Origin of the sequence: Neobacillus kokaensis (assembly GCF_014656545.1) — a bacterium.
In the GTDB taxonomy this organism is placed as follows: Bacteria; Bacillota; Bacilli; order Bacillales; family Cytobacillaceae; genus Neobacillus; species Neobacillus kokaensis.
The window spans coordinates 174,786-194,211 of record NZ_BNDS01000007.1; the positions used below are offsets into that span (position 1 = coordinate 174,786).

Below are 19,426 nucleotides of genomic sequence, written 5' to 3' on the forward strand. Positions count from 1 at the left end.
CTTGTGCTCGGTCGCCAATAATCCCTTTGGCTACCCGTTGCTCTCTTTTACCTGCCCCTCGGTCACGTAGACACTCTTTACTCGACCCATGGCTCTCTTTTTTCTTGCCCCACGGCCGCGTAGAAAAAAATTCAATTCGACGCTTTTTCTCTATCCCATCCATGCTTAAAACAAAAATCCCCCTGCTCAACACTCAAGCAAGGGATCCTTTTTCAGAAAAAAGCTCATCTAGAATTTTAATTTTTTCTTCGGTGTAGGCTTCGAAACTGTCGTTATATGACTTCGGGTCCTTTGGATTGGCAAAGTGGGTTATTTTCCCATTCGAAGGATCGATAAATTTACTTGATGCACCGCAGCCGAGTCCGATTATGGTTTGCTGCTCTTCCATAATCATAATGTTATAAATACTTTCTTGGCGGGGCTGCGAATAGCCGACATTTTCAAGATTGCCGAGAATGTTTTTCTGACGATATAAATAATAAGGAACGTAACCATGAGAAGCTGTCCAGTCCTGGGCAAGATTCATCATTTTTTCAACCTCCACCCGGTCAGCTACCTTATACTTATCTCTATTCTTCGTCATCTCTGAGGCACGCTTAAACGACAAGGTATGAACTGTCAAGGATTCAGGCATCAATTTTTCCGTCTCATCCAAAGAATGAGTAAACTCCTTGACTCCTTCACCAGGCAAGCCAATGATTAGGTCCATGTTAATATTGTTCATTCCAGCGGTTCGTGCCAAATGGAATTTATCAATCGTTTCATCAACGGTATGATGTCTGCCGATGGCTTTTAATGTTTCCTGTGTATAGGACTGAGGGTTAATACTAATCCGGTCAATATTCCATTTTTTCAAGACGGCCAATTTTTCCGGAGTTATCGTATCAGGCCGGCCGGCTTCTACGGTAATTTCCCGAATCCCAGTAACATCCGGGAAAGAGGCATGCATTTCTTCGTAAAGCATGTCCATCTCTTCTGCGGTAATGCTTGTTGGTGTACCACCGCCATAGTAGACCGTTGTAATCTTAATCCCTTTTTCCTTCAGCCATTCACCAATTTTCCGCATTTCATAATGAAGTCCGCCCAAAAATGAATCTACTGAACCTTTGCGTCCATTAATCGCATAGGCCGGGAAGGTGCAATAGGCACATTTCGTTGGACAAAACGGGATGCCAATATAAATACTCACTTCCCGCTCAAGCGAGTACAGATCAGGCACGACCGCTAACTGGCGGTCAACAATTTGCTGCATCAGCTCAATTTTTTCATCTGTTATGAGATAATCATCCTTCAACTGCTGATGGGTCGCTTCCAAAGGAATGCCTTCCTGGATTTTCTTATGAAGCAATTTTGTTGGTCTAACTCCGGTGAGGATGCCCCATTTCTGGGTAATACCGGTAAAGTCCTGCAACACCGTTAAATAAACATGTGAAACGGCATTTTTCACCTGCTTAAAGTGTTCTTTGGCCGAATCCGAAAAAGGCAGCAATTCCTTTTGATACTCCGAAGAATAAACAGCACCAACTTGATCATGTAATTCAGCTGAGACCGAAACCGCCGCATCATCGGCCTGCAAATCAAATTTTATTAGTAAATCCGCCGTATCATCAGCAGATATCACAATCTGCGACTCTTCAAAAAATAAATTCGCAATAAGCGTAAGCGGACGTTTAAATCTTTCATCCTCTAATCCTAATATAGAAATACGCAAATGTTATCACCTTTCAAACTAAACTTCCTTAAGTGTACTGAATCGTAAAAATAAGGTCAATATAGTGGAAATCATTCACAAAAAAATACACGGGCAAAATAAAGCCCGTGAAATCCTTAGCGCTTAATAATTTTCATCTTTCGTAAAAATTCAATTGGCTGCTGCTTCCTAAAGTGTTCCTTCACCATATAGGCTACACCCTGCTCATTTTCCGATCTCGTCAACCAATCCGAGGCCTTTTTTACAGCAAACGGGGCATTTCCCATTGATACACCAAGTCCCGCCGCCTCAATTAAAGGGATATCATCAAGACTGTCGCCGATATACACCATTTCCCGCAGCTTGATGCCAAGCTGGTTTCCAAGATAGGTTAAGCCGTTGAGCTTAGAGGCACCTGTAGAAACGATGTCTAATCGTAATGGGTCCAGTTCAATCGCTTCAATTTCGGTGTACATATTTTCCAGCACATTTTTTGCATCTCTTAAGTCACGTTCTTCTTCAAAATAAACTTCAATTTTCGAAGGAGTTATCGGCTGGTCATGCAAATATTCACTTAACGAATTGACAAACTGCTGGGAATATACAAAAGGCTCACTCGTTGTGAAAACCGTTTTAGCTAAAAGGTCGTTATGAATCTTGAACTTATTAGCTAAAGAGAATTGTTCATGAACGAGGCGGATTTGACAAGGAAGCGCCTCAAAAAAACGGACAGTATCATAGGTTAAATTTTCATTAATGCGCTTTACATACACAGGTTTTTCTTCTGAACTAGCAATATAAGCCCCTTGATGCGTTACGAGCGGCGCCTTAATTTTTAATGCCTTAGCAACCTTTTTAGCAGACGGAAAACTGCGTGAGGTCACTAATGTTACATAAATCCCTTTTTGCTGAACATATTCTATGGCTTCCTTTGTTGCTCGATGAAGCCTCCCATTTGATTGTAATAGCGTTCCATCAATATTTAACGCAAGCAAGCGATAAATCATCATGTTGCCCCCTGTTCTTGGTGAAATTCTTTATATAACACATTTATGATTTTTCACCGATTTATAGAACAGTACATGATTTTTCATCCTTGCTTCGCCTTAAACAGGTTTTATCGGAATCGTTACATTCCCCCGTACATTTCGGATAAAGGCTTCATAACAACTTGATTAATTTCATTAATAATCATGCTCATACGCTGTTCAGCTTCCATGAGACGAAAGATTTTCTCATTTTGCTGCACCTGTACGACAGAGGCTTGGGCTTGCTGCACTTCCTGCTCAGAAATATTTTGACCCATCATTTGTTTTTGCTGGAGGTTCATTTGAATCTGCCTGAACTGATCAAACATACTTTTCGCTGCCGGGTCAGCATTCACTTCATCATACATTCTTTTTAAATGTAAATATTCATCACTTTCACGGATGGCTTTCTCTAACGCATAAGCGGAATCATATAAATTTACTGCCACTGTTGGTCACTCCTTTAATTTGAGAAATCTTAACAACTATAACAAATTATTCAGGAATTAGCGAGAATGTTCAAATCACCTTCTATTGCACTTTTACATACATTACTATATCAACGAATGCCCATAGGCAAAGTTTAAAAATGAGGAATGTTTATGTCCATTACCTTAATCCCGATTACGGTTACGATTAGAAAACCGGCAAATCAACATGACCGGCTTATTCAAATGTCCCGAGCTTTAATGAAAAAATTAAAAATAATTGACACACAACAATTACATTTAGAAATTGGAAAAACGATGGTCAGCATGGACATTCAAACCATTGAAATATCAGCAAACGAAATCATTCTACCCGAAAATGTTGTAAACAGTTTTCGCCTCCCAATCCAAAGTTACAGGTTTCAGGCAAATTATTATCAACACACACACACATTGAAGCTTGGACCGGTAATCGGACTATTAACTAATTTCCATTTCAACGATTATGAGGAACCTAATTTTCGGTCTGTTCATAAATTCTGTGAGGAGCTTCATCAGGTGATAATCAGGAATGGCGGTTTTTTTTATGTATTGTCCTATGACCATTTTTTAACGAAGGGATATTACTTTCATGAAGAAAAATGGATCCCTGCTGAACTTCCATTACCTGACGTCATCTATAATAGAATCCATTCACGAAGTCTTGAAAAAAAGAAGCCATTTAAAGAATTTCGCCACCACCTGGAACTATTGATGATTCCATTGTTTAATGATCGGTTTCTTTCTAAGTGGGAGGTTTATGATCAGATTCACAAAGAAGGAAGTCTACAGGCTGCCATTCCTGAAACTAAAATCTTTTCGGAAGAAAATCTATATGAGCTTGCCCAGAAATACGAAACGCTGTTTATCAAACCAATCCACGGCAGCCAGGGCAGAAACATTATTAAATTAATCAGGAATGAAAATAACAGTTATTCTTATAAAGCTTCATTTTCCGCCGGTCATGAACAGCCTGCAAAACAATTTTCACTGGAAGATATCTACGAGCACTTAAAACCCATTCTGCAAAATAAAATTTATATTGTCCAACAAGGGATTCCCTTTATAACGAAAGATTTTCGAACAATAGATTTTAGAGTCCTCTGCCATAAGAAGCATCCATTAGAATGGACTATAACCTCAATTGTCGCGAGAATTGGAGCTGAACAGGAATTTGTCTCTAACCTGGCAAGGGGTGGGACTTTGCTTCGGCCATTAGAAGCATTAAAAACATGTATGGATGCAAGGCAGCCAAAAAAATTATTATCACAGATTAAAGATTTAGCGTTAGAAATTGCCGCGACAATCAGTGATAAGACGCAGGGAATGTTCGGTGAACTGGGCATCGACATTGGCGTGGACTTTGATGGAAAGCCATGGTTAATAGAGGTAAACTCAAAACCTTCAAAATCATTTGAAGAGAATCAAGAAAAAATCAGGCCTTCAGCAAAAGCAATCGTCCAATTTTGCACAACGCTAGTCTTTGATTCCATTACTGAAAGAGAGGTTGGATAAATGATTGCTTTTGGAATCATGACATTAATTCCGGATAGTGAAGTATCCTATCTTACGGAAATTGCCAAGTCAGCGAAAGACTTTGGTATGGAATGCTGCCGATTTATCCCATCGCAAATTAACCCGCATACACAGAGTGTGCGTGGAAAAAAATTCGACTCTAAAACAACTCAATGGGTGGATGACGAATTCCCGATTCCCACCATTCTTTATGACCGCTGTTTCTACGGGGATGATGAACATTCTAAGCAATGCCTGCCAATAGTCTCATGGCTAAAGAGCAGGAATGACATCACCTTTTTAGGATATGGCTTACCAAATAAACTTGAATTATACGATTCCCTGAAGAACACGGTTCTGGCACCCTATTTACCGCCAACCCTTGCTGCTTCTAACAGCGATATAATCTTAAAAGAACTTGAAGCTAAGGAAAAAATAATTTTAAAGCCCATCAATGGATCACAAGGCCATGGGATTTATTATGTAAAGAAAAATGATAAAACCTATCATGTTAAAACAGAAAAGCAAAAGCAGATTATTTCTAGAATTTTCCCTAACAAAGCAAAGCTCCTAAAATGGCTAAAACCATTAATAACAGCAAGAAAATATCTTTTGCAGCCATACCTAGAATTATTTAATAAAGAACATCAGCCGTTTGACATCCGCATTCTACTGCAAAAAGACGAAAAGGGATTCTGGTGTGAACGCGGCCGGGGCATCCGCTTTGGAACTACAGGTGGAATTTTATCCAACTTAAGCGCTGGCGGGTCTGCAGCAGCCTTTTCTGAATGGACCGCCACACTTCCACCTAAAGCAGTTGAATATATGTGCTCAGAGTTAGACTATATTCTAGACAAACTGCCTATTTTACTTGAACATGAATATCTTCCATTATTTGAAATTGGCGTTGATATTGGAATCGCAAAAAATGGTTCCATTTGGATCCTTGATCTCAATTCCAAGCCGGGAAGAAAGGTTATATTCCAAACAACACCGGGAATAAACGAGACTCTATATCAGGCTCCACTTATTTATGCAAAGCACCTGTATGGAATGGAACAACAAGAAAGGAAGAGCATTTATGAGAAAACGCTATCTCATTGACGTTGCTCCAAATGACCAGCTGATCGTTTTTTGTCCAAAATCATTGTTAAGAGATAGAGTAATGAAACGTATTGCTTTTGGGTCAAATTCAATGACGGTTGATTTCTACCCTCATCCAGATCGAAATGACCGAATTGTTATTAGCAGAGAAATTCAAAAAGCACTTCAATTCCCAGACCTTCGCATTCCACTTCATACTTTTATCGAAAATGAAGTTCTAACAATTGGACCAATTGTCGGTATATTTACCACAGGTTTTACACAGAACCCCGAACAGCCGATTGGTGAGCGAACATTATTTTTTTCAAAGCTGTTGTCGGTCAATAAACCAGTAGGTGCGCTCACTTTTGTTTTTGGCGACCAGCATATTGATTGGCAACAAGGCAGTATTGAGGGATTTTTCTATCATCAGCATAAATGGCAGAAATATGAAGTTCCATTTCCAAATGTTATTTATGACCGGCTCCCAAACCGACGCAGTGAAAACAGCCCAAAGCTTAGGAAAGTGAAGGAACGGCTGCAAAAGGATTATTTAATTCCTTGGTATAATCCTGGTTTTTTTAACAAGCTTGATGTATATGAAAGACTGCTTCAAGATGGTTCGGTAGAAGAGTACCTTCCTGAAACTCATGCATTTACCTCCTTTTCGCATATTGAATCAATGCTTTCAAAATACGGGCACGTTTATATTAAGCCAAAAAACGGTAGTCTTGGTTTAGGGATTCATCAAATAATTTACGATAAACACACAAATGATTATTATTGCCGTTATCAAGAAAAAAATGATGTTAACCGTTTGCGCAAATTTCCAAGTTTAGAACGATTATTTGAAATTGTTTTTGCCCACCAGCCGCTTGATCGTATGGTCGTTCAACAGGGGATACATTTACTCAGGATTGAACAGCGTCCTGTTGATTTTAGAGTTCATACGAATAAAGATGAAGGTGGGAATTGGCAGGTTAGTGCGATTGCTGCAAAGGTTGCCGGACACGGCAGCGTGACGACCCACAAACGCAGCGGCGGGGAAATCAAAACAATGACGGAAATTTTCCCTTCAGAAAAACGTAATGAATATATTAAAAAATTGGAAAAAGCTGCACTCCAGTTAAGCAAAGCATTAGATCAAAATATGGAAGGAATAATTGGTGAGATTGGTTTTGACTTAGGTATAGACCGGAATGGTGATGTTTGGCTCTTCGAAGCGAATTCGAAACCGGGAAGGTCCATTTTCAGCCACCCTGACTTAAAATCATTTGATTTACTTACCCGTAAATTATCCATTGCCTATGCCGTATATTTAGCGGAGAAAGCACTCTTGCACCCTGAGGAACTTTACAAATGAACGAGAAGAACAAACCGCTCATCGGGATTTTAACTGCTCAAAAAGCAAATGGTGCCATTGCCGGTAATGGCCAGCTGTTTAAAAACCTGCAACAAAAGCTTATTTCACTTGGTGGAATAAGCTTTGTCTTTACAATTGAAGATATAGAGGAAAATTGTATAAATGGCTATCTATATTTTCCTGAAAAAAAAGGTTGGATTAAAAAGCAATTCCCCTATCCAGACCTTGTCTATAATCGAATTCCATTTCGAAAGACAGAACAGCAGGAAAAAATTCGAAGTTTTTTTTTCAGTTTAAAAAAAAGGGGCATCCCCTTCTTTAACCCCTGCTTTATCAATAAATACGAGTTTTATGAGTGCTTTAAACATCATACACATATTAACAAATATTTACCTGAAACGATTCTCATTCGGAAAAAACAAGACCTATTAGAGCTGCTCGAGACACATTCAACCATCTATCTTAAACCAGCAAACTCTTCCCGCGGAAAAGGTATTTACCGGCTAAGCATGACCGCATCCTCGTCAATTCAAGTAGAAGGACGAAAGACTCAAGAAATTTTTGAAACAGTGAATCATTTTTGGAATAAATGGCATGAGAAGCTGCTTCAAAAAACATATTTGGCGCAAGAAGCCGTTCAATCAGCAGAATACAATGGTTCGCGATTCGACTTCCGTATTCTTGCACATGCTGATGGCAATAATTATACAGTAACCGGAGTTGGCATCCGTCAATCCCAGGAGCAAGAAATTACTACCCACATTCCGTCAGGCGGGAAGCTACTGCCATATGAGCTTGTAAAATCAACTAAACATGAAGAATTTATCCAATCCATTCTTTCACCTATCGGGAGGACATTATCTGAACACTTTGGCTTTTTTGGTGAATTCTCGATTGATGCAGGAATCAGTAAAAAAGGCCAATATTATATTTATGAAGTAAATTCTAAACCGATGAGCTTTGACGAACAGGAAATTGAGGCCGGTAAAATTGACAATCTCTGTCGTTTATTTTTGGAACTATCAAAAAATGATATTTAAATCATTCCTTTAAAAAGGTAAGCTAATAATAGATAGTAACCTTGGGGGATGATAAACATGATTATGCATTTTCAATTTAAACCATTGTTTGACAATAAAAATATTCCAGGATGGAATTTTTCTTTTTACTATAAAAAACAAAGATATACTGGAATTTATCATCAAACAGGGAAAATTGAATGGACCACAAATACGCCGGAACAAGCGGAGATGGACGCTCTGACAAGCCAAGTTCATGAGTTGATGCTTTATCATGTGTATGATTAATCCTTCTGAATGAAATTTACTCCTTTCCACACAATAAGATTACTCAATAAGGAAAGGATGATGGCATTGAAAGAGAAAAAGGAGAATATAACTGAACAAGGCTCTATGTATGAAGGCAGAGATGCAGCTTATATGGACATTGACCGAATGATTAATGAAGGCATGTCCGGCGGCTCAGTTCACATGCGCCATGATACAACAAATATTGAAGAAGCACGCGACCTTACGGAAGAAGAGCCTCCCTATGAAGCCGAATAAGAAATATATGTAACTTTTACTGGGCCAAAAAAGGCTCAGTTTTTTTATGTCTGTTATAATAAAAATTAGTACAAGCTCCTATGTTAAGCACTGGAGCTAGAAAATTTATAGCAAAGAATGCAGCGGGGAAATAAAATATGTTAAAAAAATTACTGAATTATTATCCAAATTCCATTTTATTTTCAAATCGTCCCGAAAATCCATCAGATCAATATTATATTTTCTACCATAAAGCTGAAAATGAATGGATTGGCATAATGAGATCTACTGTAAATGAAATGGAATTAAACCTGTTAAAATCACTGTTCACACTTATTGAAACAGAAACAAAGAATAATTCCTCACAGGCTCGAAAATGGTATGAATTTTTACTATCGGATGGTCCAGAGCCCATCCAAAAAAACGAATCGGATTATCGATTTATTCAATTTCATCTTCATAACAATGACACCAATCCAGCAGAAATCGAAGCAGCCTTAACCGGCTTTTTCAGCGAAGAAGCCATCATTGTTTGGGAAAGCCGGGTGAAAGGAATTGTTATTGAAGAAAACAACAAAATTTCACTGACCGAAGAAGAATTAATTTCTATGTCAGAAACATTGGAAAGCGATCTCTATGTAAAAATCTCCTTTTTTATTGGCAAACCTTATCCCTTTTCAAACCGTCTCCCCTTCTTATTTAGTAAAGAAAGTGATTTCTTTACATTCGGGCTGGCGCAAATAAAGGACATCAATATTTTTACATATGAACGGGTTTTTCCTGCTTATATTGCTTACCATTTACCAGAGGAATTAACGAAAAAGGTCAATACAGAAATTTTAGAACTATTTCTGCACGACACTGAATTATTTTCGACGATTAAAATTTTCCTGGAGAATAATTTGAATGCCAGTATGACGGCAAAAAAATTATATATTCACCGAAATACATTGCAATATCGTATTGATAAATTCTCTGAAAGGACTGGAATTAATTTAAAGGATTTCTACGGTGCCTTTACAGTTTTCTTAGCCGCTCTTATTTTTGAATATCAGCAAAAATGACAACATGCCCAAAACAGCGCTTTCAATCTTTGTGCAACCTGTCTATATAGCTTTTTACCCATTTCCGTTAAACTTAAGTTATCACTTAACGGGAGGCTGAATTAAATGGCTGAATTAAAATTAGACCATATTTATAAAATTTATGATAATAAAGTAACGGCAGTTTCGGATTTTAATCTTCATATTGATGACAAAGAATTTATCGTTTTTGTTGGGCCGTCTGGGTGCGGAAAATCTACCACATTAAGAATGATTGCTGGACTTGAAGAGATTTCAAAAGGTGATTTCTTTATTGATGGAAAGCGTGTTAACGATGTCGCTCCTAAAGACCGTGACATCGCCATGGTATTCCAAAACTACGCACTTTATCCACATATGACTGTTTATGATAACATGGCATTCGGATTAAAGCTTCGTAAATTTCCAAAAGACGAAATCGACCGCCGTGTAAAAGAAGCAGCAAAAATTCTTGGCTTGGAAGCTTATTTAACTCGTAAACCAAAAGCGTTATCAGGCGGTCAGCGCCAGCGTGTTGCCTTAGGACGTGCGATTGTTCGTGATGCGAAGGTATTCTTAATGGACGAGCCGTTATCAAATTTAGATGCTAAGCTCCGCGTACAAATGCGTGCTGAGATTGCAAAGCTTCACCGCCGCTTAAATACAACAACAATTTATGTAACTCATGACCAAACGGAAGCAATGACAATGGCTACACGTCTAGTCGTTATGAAGGATGGTCTTATTCAACAGGTTGGTTCTCCGAAAGAAGTTTATGAAAAGCCGGAAAATGTATTCGTAGGCGGCTTCATCGGATCACCAGCAATGAACTTCTTTAATGGTAAACTTGAAGATGGCAAGTTTGTTATTGGAACCACTGCAATCACTGTACCAGAAGGAAAAATGAAATTCCTTCGTGAGCAAGGTTATACAGGAAAATCAATCATCCTTGGCATCCGCCCAGAAGATATTCATGATGAGCCGGTTTTCATCGAAGCATCTAAAGGCACTAAGATTAATGCAAAAATTGATGTAGCAGAATTAACAGGAGCAGAATTAATGGTTTACTCCTCTCTTGGAGAACAAGATTTTGTTGCCCGTCTTGATTCTCGCGCAGACGTGAAACCTGGTGATGCCCTTGAGCTTGCCTTTGATTTAAATAAAGCACACTTCTTTGATGCAGATACAGAAGTAAGAATTCGTCCATAATGGCCCCAAAGGCTGCAGGCACCATGTAATTTTCACACGGTGCCTGCAGCCTTTTTATTCTTTTATAAATACAATCTCTTCTTTCTGACAAATAGTACAGCGATAAAGATGCGGACACTTATGTCCAGAATAAGTATCTGGATACCCATCCTCCATTTTCATAATATCAATCTCCATATATGGACTATAATCATCATAATAATCCATTACCCTGCCACTTTCCATCATCGGTTCCCCGCAATTGGAACAAGTTAATAATACTTCCTGTAATCCATTACAAACTGGGCATATTGACATTCTTTTCACCCTTTTATGATTGTTTATCATAGTTTGCATCACTTTGTTTCTCCTAATGTAATGGAATAAATTACTAAATAAACTCTCGAATAAGACGGGGCAATTTATCCATAATAAAGATTACAAACAGCAAAACAGCAATTACAAAAATCACTTACAACATTGGATGAAACCAAGCGAGGGTTAAAACCGGTGCAACTCCGGTTCATCCAGCCAAAACCTTATTATCATGGGTTAGGCCTTAGCGGCAAGGTTTTAAAGCCAATATGGTTCAATTCCATACTAACCCCAAACTTACAAGAGGAGTGTTATTCAACTATGGCTAACAACAACAACTCTAATCAACTATTAGTACCAGGAGTACAAGAGGCACTTAACCAAATGAAGTACGAAATCGCTCAAGAGTTTGGTGTAAACCTTGGAGCAGACACTACTTCACGTGCTAACGGATCTGTTGGAGGAGAAATCACAAAGCGTTTAGTATCAATGGCTGAATCTCAACTTGGCGGATTCCAGCGTTAATAGGCAAACCTTTTTTAACAAATTAATAATATGGCTAAGCCCCCTCCTTAGTGAGGGGGCTTTCATTTTTTTGTTTTAGACCATTTTATCTGGCTGCACCCATTGGTTAAATTCATCTTCCGTTAGATAGCCGGTTTTGATAGCGGCTTCCTTTAATGTGCTGTTTTCTTTAAAGGCAAGTTTGGCAATTTCGGCAGCTTTTTCATATCCAATATGAGGATTTAAAGCCGTCACTAGCATTAAGGACTGCTTTACCAGTTTATCAATCACTTCTATATTAGCTTCTATTCCAACCGCACAGTTTACATTAAAGGATTGGATACTGTCGGTAAGCAGCTGTACTGATTGGATGAAATTATATATTATCACCGGTTTAAATACGTTCAATTCAAAGTTACCTTGACTTGCTGCAAAACCAATCGTTGCATCGTTGCCAAATACTTGACACACGACCATTGTTAAGGCTTCACTTTGCGTCGGATTTACTTTACCGGGCATAATGGAACTCCCAGGTTCGTTTGCCGGAATCGTAAGCTCGCCAATACCACTTCTAGGGCCGCTCGCAAGCCAGCGAACATCATTGGCTATTTTCATGATATCTGCTGCCAAGGCCTTTAGGGCGCCATGGGTATGGACTATTTCATCATGGCTTGTCAAGGCATGAAACTTGTTTGCTGAGGAGCGAAAAGGATACCCGGTTAAACTGGCAATCTCTTCAGCTGTTTTAATGCTAAACTCAGGACCGGCATTGATTCCTGTTCCTACTGCAGTTCCGCCAATAGCTAAATCCAACAGGTGATCGACAGCCTCTTTAATCATTGTCTCACATTTTTCAAGCATAAACCGCCAGCCGCTAATTTCCTGACCAAGTGTTAACGGTGTTGCATCCTGCAAATGGGTTCTGCCTATTTTGACAATCTTGGCAAAAGCCTTTTCTTTTTCTAATAATGTTTTTCTTAATTCTTCAATTGCTGGAAGCAGCTTTTCCACAATTTTTATATATCCTGAAATATGCATGGCTGTTGGAAAAGTATCATTTGAGCTTTGCGACATGTTGACATCGTCATTTGGATGCACGCGTTGCGTAATATTTTGTCCCGCCAGCCAATCATTTGCACGATTAGCAATAACCTCATTTACATTCATATTCGACTGAGTGCCGCTTCCGGTTTGCCAAACGACTAACGGAAAGTGCTGATCATAATTCCCGGACAGAATATCGTCACAAACCTTTTGAATGGCATTTCTTTTTACTTCGCTTAACTTTCCTAGTTGAAAATTAACACTCGCCGCTGCTTTCTTAATATAAGTTAATCCGTAAATAAGTTCCAGCGGGATTTTCTCAGCACCAATTTTAAAATTCTGCCTGCTTCTTTGCGTCTGTGCCCCCCAAAATTTATCCGCTGGCACCTGAACTTCACCAAGCGTATCTCTTTCAATACGAAAATTCTCCATTAAAAACCCTCCAATTCACTTTTCCCTTCATTATGTATTCCCATTGTTAACCATTTTATTTAAAAATTCTCCCTTTTATTAAAAAGAAAAAGCTGTAGAGCGTAGTCTACAGCTTTAATGCTTAAGCAAGGTGCATCCGATATAATATGTGAGAATTAAAATACTTCCAATTGAAAGGACAACTGAGTATTCAGACATTATTCCACCCCATTTGTGATTGAATAGTAAACAAGTTTACCATATCACACGCTGGGCTTCTTCCTAGTGATTAAAATTACACTTTTCCGGCAGAAAAATGAACGTTTTGTGAAAAGTCCTTTTAAGCTCAACACTTGTTTTTAACCAGCAAGGCTTGAACCGCCCTGCTGCAACTGGTACATTTGATAATACTTACCCTTTAAAGCCATTAATTCATCATGCGTTCCTTGTTCAACAATGGCCCCGCGGTCCAGCACAAGAATTTGATCGGCATTGCGAATGGTGGATAATCGGTGAGCAATGATAAATGTCGTTCTTCCCTTTTTAAGAACCTCCATCGCCTCTTGAATCAACGATTCAGTTTCCGTATCAATACTTGAAGTCGCTTCATCTAAAATTAAGATTGCTGGATTAAAGGCTAAGGCGCGGGCAAAAGAAATTAATTGCCGCTGTCCGCTAGATAAGGTGCTCCCCTTTTCAATCACCGGCTCATCGTACCCGTTCTCCAAATTTTTAAATACCCGATCTGCCCCAACATCCTTAAGCGCCCTTTCAACCTCTTCCCTTGAGATGGAAGGATCATCTAAGCTTACATTAGAAGCAATTGTACCGGTAAATAAATACGGATCCTGCAAAACAATCCCCATATGATTCCGTAATGTCTGCCTTGGAATACATTCGATATCCTTCCCATCAATGACGATTTTTCCCTTTTGGCAGTCATAGAAGCGGAAAAGCAAATTCATAATTGAGCTTTTTCCGGAGCCCGTATGGCCAACAAGGGCAATTGTTTCACCTTGCTTAGCCGAAAAATTAATATTCTTAAGCACGTATTCTCCTTCTTTGTAGCCAAATGATACATTCTCGAACGACACATTTCCTTTCACTCGAGGAATTTGTTCTTGACTGACATTCTCCCCCGGCTCATCCATCAACTTGAAAACCCGTTCGCCAGCAACAAGCGCCTGCTCCAAATTGGCAAGCTGATTCACAACACCCTGTACAGGCTCGAATAGCCTGTTAATATAATCTATGAATGCATACAGCATTCCGAGGGAGATCACTGCTGAGGGTGCAAGCGATTGGCCGCCAAAATACCAGATAAATGCAACGAAAATCAGATTTCGCAAAATCCCCACAAGGTTATGCGATGTTAATGAATTAAGAGTTAATAATTTATTTTGATAGATAAAATGTTCATTGTTAAGCTTTTCAAATTCCGCCTTTGTTTCTTTTTCCCGGCTAAATGCCTGAATAATACTCATCCCTTGAATCGATTCATTAATCATCGCATTTATATCACTATTTCGGGAACGAATAACCCGATTATATTTAGATGCAAATTTCCGGTATACCAATATCCAGGCATACAGTATTGGCAATAACAATAAACAAATTGCCGCAAGCTTGGCATTTAAGATAAAGAGCGCGGTATAAATCCCGGTAATGTAAATCGCGCTTGTAAAAAAAGTAGCTAGTACGGTTACATACAGTTCACGGATTGCCTCGGTATCATTTGTTATTCTTGCAACTACCTTCCCAGCCGGAAGATTATCAAAATAGTTAATTGGAAGCCGCTGAATATGATTAAAAACATCCTCCCGCATTTTTTGGATAATACGGTTCGCTGATTTTTTTAACAGATATCGCTGACCATATTGGAAAAAAGCGGAGATTACCAATAGCCCAAAGTAAATTGTTAATAATTTTATAATCCCGGGAATTTCCGGCTGATAGAACCTTAACAGTTCTTTTCCCTTCAATATTTGCACCTGATATGCTGCTATTTTAGAACCCTTACTGATAGTTAGTACTTCGTTATTTAATGTTCTTTTACCGTCAAATTTAATCTCTTGTTCAGTAAATACAAATTTTGTACCGACCTGTAGAATGCGGATTTGTTCTCCTTTTTCCTCATTCTTTGAAAAATATTTTACCCGCTTATAATAGTTCCCATTATATTTTGCCGCATTATTACTGCTCTGGGTCTCATACCAGACTGACTCAATCCCTAAAATGTGCCGGTCAATAATATTTTTCGCAATAAATGGGCCGGCTAAATCAGTACCTACGGCAATTGTCAGCATGAGCAGTGCCGCTATAATAATTTTTTTATATGCCAAGGCATAATCAAACAATCTCTTTCCTGTCCTCATGCCGACACCTCCTCTTCCACTTTATTTTCAACCTGCTGACGAATAAACTGCTCTTTATACCATCCGTTCCGTTCAAGCAGTTGTTCATGTGTGCCTTCCTCAATGATTTTTCCTTCATCAAGAACGATAATATGGTCGGCATGCTGTACAGCTGACATTCTGTGCGTCGTAATAATCGTCGTTTTGTCGCTGCGAACCTGGCGAATATTATCGATAATTTTTTTCTCTGTTTTCGCGTCAACTGCCGATAAAGAATCATCAAGAATTAGAATTTCTGGATTCTTGATTAGCGCGCGGGCAATCGAAATCCGCTGTTTCTGACCTCCGGAAAGAGCCACCCCCTTTTCCCCGACAAGCGTTTCCAAGCCTTCAGGAAGCATTTGTAAATCCTTCCGAAATGCTGCCAAATCAATAGCCTTTTCCATTTCTTCGGCACTTGCATTCTTGCTGCCAAATAAAATATTTTCCTTAACACTTCTGGAAAAAAGAACATGATCCTGCGGTACATAACCAATCCATCCCCGCACCTGTTCAAGTGATTGTTCTTCTAACGAAATATCCGAAATTGCGACGTCCCCTTTTCCAAGCGGATACTGCCTTAATAATTGCTTGATAAACGTTGTTTTACCGCTCCCTGTTTTCCCGACAACCCCAAGTGTCTGCCCTTGATAAAGGGAAACATTCACATTTTTTAGATTGTCAAAGCTTGAGGACGGATAGCGGAATGTAACCTGTTTAAAGTCGATTTTTTCTGCTTTGCTTAAAGTAACCGATTCTAATGGATCAGCGACTTCCTCTTGATAACTTAATGTTTCATTCACACGGTCCAATGAGGCATTGCCTCGCTGCATGACATTGATTAATTCTCCGATCGCGAACATCGGCCAAATCAGCATCCCTAAATAAACATTAAACGAAACTAGACTACCAAGTGTAATTGTCTGATGGAAAACTAGGTAGGCACCGTATCCAAGCCCAATTAAATAGCTAATCCCCACAAGAACTTTAATTGTAGGATCAAACAATGAATCAATCACGGCTACTTTCATATTTTTTTGATAAACATCTTCGGTCAGCATGTGAAAACGCCGGCTATCCGCATTTTCTTGAACATATGCACGGATTACCCTCACTCCAGCAACAGATTCCAAAACATTATCGTTCAATTTACCAAAGGAATCCTGCGCCTCCATAAAGCGAGCATGAATTCTTTTTCCATAAATTTGCATGAGGAAAGCCATTATCGGCAGTGGAATGATTGCGGCTAATGTTAGTTTCCAGCTGATAAAAAAGCCCATCGTTAACAATAATGTCAGCATCCAGGCACTCGAATCCACCAAGGTTAAAATCCCAAATCCTGCAGTAATCGAAATCGCTTTTAAGTCATTTGTTGCCCTCGCCATCAAGTCCCCGGTACGATTTTTTTCATAAAACGCCGGGGTCATTTTTAAAAGATGCTGCATAAACCGCGAGCGCAGCTTACGTTCAACAAGGAAGGCCCCGCCAAATAATAAATACTGCCATATATAACTAATACCGTAGGATGAAAGCATGATGAGCAGGAGCAACCCTAAATAGAACCAAATTTTATGCTCAGTCATCTCGCCAATATGAATATCATCAATTGCCATACCAATCAATTTAGGCGGCAAAATATCAATTAATCCAACAAAAATTAGTAATGGTATAGCAACGCAATAACGCCGCCTATTTTCTTTAAAAAACCAATTTAATTTCTTTAAAACGGAAAACATGCTGTTACTCCCCCTTTTGTAAAAAACTAGCCACTTTCAATCTCCATATTTGTTTGTGCTAATTTAATTACAGAACTTTGATTCATTTGATTTTCCTCCTCTTATTTTTATAGAAAAAAATAAGGCATACCGCCGGAAATGTGCAGTATGCCTCATCTTCAACCCCAAAAAAGAGACAAAAAAACACACGTTACGCATCACAAATGAACGCAACCTGTGTTAAGTTTCATCTTTTGTCAATGAATGAAGGACTTAAAAGGATATTACTCCTGGACAGGTTACGTTTTGATATTCAGTTGCTGCTGATGGCTGCATTTTATTAAGCTTAGTCATTTTGTAACCCTCCATTTCCTTTTTTTTCTTACCTTGTAAGGTTATCACCAGTTTTTGTAATTGTCAATTCCCATTTTTCCAAAAATTACTCTACCCAAACTGCTGTTCCATAAGCGATAATTTCAGATGCGCCCTGCATAACGGAGCTAGATTGCAGCCTCATACCCACAATGGCATTGGCGCCGCCGTTTCGTGCTTCCTCTGACATTCGTTCAATCGCCTTTTCCCTGGCCTCATTCAGCATATCCGTATATTCCTTAATTTCACCGCCAACAATCGTTTTTAAGCCTGCCATAAAATCCTTGCCGATATGCTTAGACTGAACCGTACTGCCCTTCACCATCCCAATTACATCCCTGATTTCCCTTCCTGGTATTGCATCAGTTGTCACGATAATCATCTAGAACACCTCTTTTTCCGTGTTTGATACTATTTTACTAGTGTTCCGGATGGTTTAATATCTATTTTTTTGTAAACGTAACAAAATTTTCATTTATTGTGTACGCAGATACAGGCGGTATTTTATAAAATGTTTTTAGGATTTTAATATTGTTCTAAGGATGGTGACATGGTATGCATAAACATCGAAAGTCGCGCCAAATATCAAAAGAATTAGTTGTTTTGCGGTACTTAAATGCCAGAATGACGCTGTTGGACCAAGATTGGAAAAATTATTTTAGCTTAGCGAAAGGATTTGAAGGTGAAGTCAAGTTTGATCAGTTGACAGAAAAGCTTGAGAGTGAATGTATCGTCATAAATGGTTTACTTCTAAAAGTAGACAACAGCTTTTTTCAAATTGACACCGTGCTTATTTTTCAAAACACCATTTACCTTATCGATGTAAAAAATTATGAAGGTGATTATGAATTTCAATCTAAAAACCTCAAACATATAAAAACCGACAAAATTATTAAAGACCCGTATATTCAGTTGCAACGTTGTGAAACCATGTTCCGCCAATTACTTCAAGAATTAGGATTTCAGTTTAACGTGGAATCGCATCTCATTTACATAAACCCCGAGTTTACTATGTACCAAGCTCCACAAAACCCGTCGGTTATTTTTCCAACACAAATTAATCGATTTATGCAAACCCTAAATAAGGTTCCGTCCAAATTAAACAGTGGACACGAGAAACTTGCTGATTTATTAATTTCAATGGATGTAGGGGAGTATCCATTCGCAGCGAAACCTGATTATGACTACGAATCGCTAAAAAAGGGAATTGTTGATCCGTCTGGTCATGGATTTATGGTGGCTGTTAACGATATGAAATTGAAGTGTTGTAAGTGTAGATTTGAGGAAACCGTTGAGTCCGCGGTAAAACGTAGTGTTGAAGAGTTTAAAATTTTGTTTCCGGAGAGGAGGGTTACAACTACGGAAATCTATAATTGGTGTAAAGTGGTAAGGTCACGTAGAGCAATTACTAGAATTCTTAAGAAACACTTTCGTCTTTGTGGTAAAGGCCGCTTTAGCTATTTTGTTTAATTGAGAATAAGATTCCTTGGAATCTTAATAATTCCGAAAAAAGGTAAGCCGCTCATTGAGTATGTTCAAAGTGAGCGGCTTTTTATTTTTTAAATTCCTTATATGCACTTTCTTGGCTATTTTCCATTATTTTTGTTCATTGACACCCTCTATGCGCACTTCAAATGCTTTTCCACACGGGTTCGTGTTCATTGACACCCTCTATGCGCACTTCAAATGCTTTTCCGCACGGGTTCGTGTTTATTGACACCCTCTATGCGCAC

At 38.8% G+C, this 19,426-nt stretch carries 18 protein-coding genes; 10 read left to right on the forward strand and 8 right to left on the reverse strand.

Translation table 11 applies throughout. The annotated features are described in order from the left end of the window. Positions 1 to 193 precede the first annotated feature (193 nt). From IE222_RS10570 to IE222_RS10580, 3 genes are all read right to left on the reverse strand, one after another. On the reverse strand, positions 194 to 1,711 hold the full coding sequence (locus IE222_RS10570; protein ID WP_191272534.1) for a coproporphyrinogen III oxidase: 1,518 nt from the start codon (positions 1,709 to 1,711) through the stop codon (positions 194 to 196). Between the two features lie 116 nt (positions 1,712 to 1,827). Next, on the reverse strand, positions 1,828 to 2,697 hold the full coding sequence (locus tag IE222_RS10575; protein ID WP_191272536.1) for a Cof-type HAD-IIB family hydrolase: 870 nt from the start codon (positions 2,695 to 2,697) through the stop codon (positions 1,828 to 1,830). A 122-nt stretch (positions 2,698 to 2,819) separates the two neighbouring features. Continuing rightward, on the reverse strand, positions 2,820 to 3,167 hold the full coding sequence (locus IE222_RS10580; protein ID WP_191272537.1) for a YlbF/YmcA family competence regulator: 348 nt from the start codon (positions 3,165 to 3,167) through the stop codon (positions 2,820 to 2,822). 153 nt (positions 3,168 to 3,320) lie between these two features. On the opposite strand from IE222_RS10580, the gene IE222_RS10585 reads away from it, so the two are divergent. The 8 genes from IE222_RS10585 (at position 3,321) to IE222_RS10620 (ending at position 10,960) form a co-directional block, all read left to right on the forward strand. Then, on the forward strand, positions 3,321 to 4,700 hold the full coding sequence (locus tag IE222_RS10585; protein WP_191272539.1) for a YheC/YheD family endospore coat-associated protein: 1,380 nt from the start codon (positions 3,321 to 3,323) through the stop codon (positions 4,698 to 4,700). Beyond that, the gene (locus IE222_RS10590) at positions 4,701 to 5,804 is read left to right on the forward strand and encodes a YheC/YheD family endospore coat-associated protein (RefSeq protein WP_191272541.1); all 1,104 of its coding nucleotides are present in this window, start codon (positions 4,701 to 4,703) and stop codon (positions 5,802 to 5,804) included. Next, a complete protein-coding gene (locus tag IE222_RS10595) occupies positions 5,782 to 7,146 on the forward strand; it encodes a YheC/YheD family endospore coat-associated protein (protein WP_191272543.1) in 1,365 nt (454 codons plus the stop codon). Before IE222_RS10590 ends, IE222_RS10595 begins: the two co-directional genes overlap by 23 nt. Further along, complete coding sequence (locus tag IE222_RS10600; RefSeq protein ID WP_191272545.1) at positions 7,143 to 8,186, forward strand: YheC/YheD family endospore coat-associated protein; 1,044 nt, start codon at positions 7,143 to 7,145, stop codon at positions 8,184 to 8,186. The genes IE222_RS10595 and IE222_RS10600 overlap by 4 nt, the downstream gene beginning before the upstream one ends. Positions 8,187 to 8,243: 57 nt before the next feature. Continuing rightward, on the forward strand, positions 8,244 to 8,453 hold the full coding sequence (locus IE222_RS10605; protein ID WP_191272547.1) for a YheE family protein: 210 nt from the start codon (positions 8,244 to 8,246) through the stop codon (positions 8,451 to 8,453). A 60-nt stretch (positions 8,454 to 8,513) separates the two neighbouring features. Then, positions 8,514 to 8,711, forward strand: coding sequence for a hypothetical protein (locus tag IE222_RS10610; RefSeq protein WP_191272549.1), 198 nt, complete (start codon positions 8,514 to 8,516; stop codon positions 8,709 to 8,711). 137 nt (positions 8,712 to 8,848) lie between these two features. Continuing rightward, positions 8,849 to 9,754 (forward strand): PucR family transcriptional regulator, encoded by a 906-nt coding sequence (locus IE222_RS10615; protein WP_191272551.1) that lies wholly within the window; start codon positions 8,849 to 8,851, stop codon positions 9,752 to 9,754. 105 nt (positions 9,755 to 9,859) lie between these two features. Beyond that, the gene (locus tag IE222_RS10620; RefSeq protein ID WP_191272553.1) at positions 9,860 to 10,960 is read left to right on the forward strand and encodes an ABC transporter ATP-binding protein; all 1,101 of its coding nucleotides are present in this window, start codon (positions 9,860 to 9,862) and stop codon (positions 10,958 to 10,960) included. Positions 10,961 to 11,014: 54 nt separating this feature from the next. Here IE222_RS10620 and IE222_RS10625 read toward each other — a convergent pair whose 3' ends face one another. Then, on the reverse strand, positions 11,015 to 11,257 hold the full coding sequence (locus tag IE222_RS10625; protein WP_191272639.1) for a hypothetical protein: 243 nt from the start codon (positions 11,255 to 11,257) through the stop codon (positions 11,015 to 11,017). A 318-nt stretch (positions 11,258 to 11,575) separates the two neighbouring features. Between IE222_RS10625 and IE222_RS10630 the strand changes: the two genes are divergently transcribed. Beyond that, positions 11,576 to 11,779: an alpha/beta-type small acid-soluble spore protein gene (locus tag IE222_RS10630; protein ID WP_066394566.1), complete on the forward strand. Its 204-nt coding sequence runs from the start codon at positions 11,576 to 11,578 to the stop codon at positions 11,777 to 11,779. A gap of 75 nt (positions 11,780 to 11,854) precedes the next feature. Here IE222_RS10630 and fumC read toward each other — a convergent pair whose 3' ends face one another. The 4 genes from fumC to IE222_RS10650 form a co-directional block, all read right to left on the reverse strand. Beyond that, a complete protein-coding gene (fumC, locus tag IE222_RS10635) occupies positions 11,855 to 13,234 on the reverse strand; it encodes a class II fumarate hydratase (RefSeq protein WP_191272555.1) in 1,380 nt (459 codons plus the stop codon). Positions 13,235 to 13,572: 338 nt separating this feature from the next. Next, positions 13,573 to 15,588 (reverse strand): ABC transporter ATP-binding protein, encoded by a 2,016-nt coding sequence (locus IE222_RS10640; protein ID WP_191272557.1) that lies wholly within the window; start codon positions 15,586 to 15,588, stop codon positions 13,573 to 13,575. Next, positions 15,585 to 17,342 (reverse strand): ABC transporter ATP-binding protein, encoded by a 1,758-nt coding sequence (locus tag IE222_RS10645; RefSeq protein WP_191272559.1) that lies wholly within the window; start codon positions 17,340 to 17,342, stop codon positions 15,585 to 15,587. The genes IE222_RS10640 and IE222_RS10645 overlap by 4 nt, the downstream gene beginning before the upstream one ends. Positions 17,343 to 17,760: 418 nt before the next feature. Beyond that, the gene (locus IE222_RS10650; protein ID WP_191272561.1) at positions 17,761 to 18,075 is read right to left on the reverse strand and encodes a YbjQ family protein; all 315 of its coding nucleotides are present in this window, start codon (positions 18,073 to 18,075) and stop codon (positions 17,761 to 17,763) included. Positions 18,076 to 18,248: 173 nt separating this feature from the next. On the opposite strand from IE222_RS10650, the gene IE222_RS10655 reads away from it, so the two are divergent. After that, positions 18,249 to 19,163 carry a nuclease-related domain-containing protein gene (locus IE222_RS10655; protein ID WP_191272563.1) on the forward strand — a complete coding sequence of 305 codons (915 nt, stop codon included), beginning with the start codon at positions 18,249 to 18,251 and terminating at the stop codon, positions 19,161 to 19,163. Positions 19,164 to 19,426: the final 263 nt, after the last annotated feature.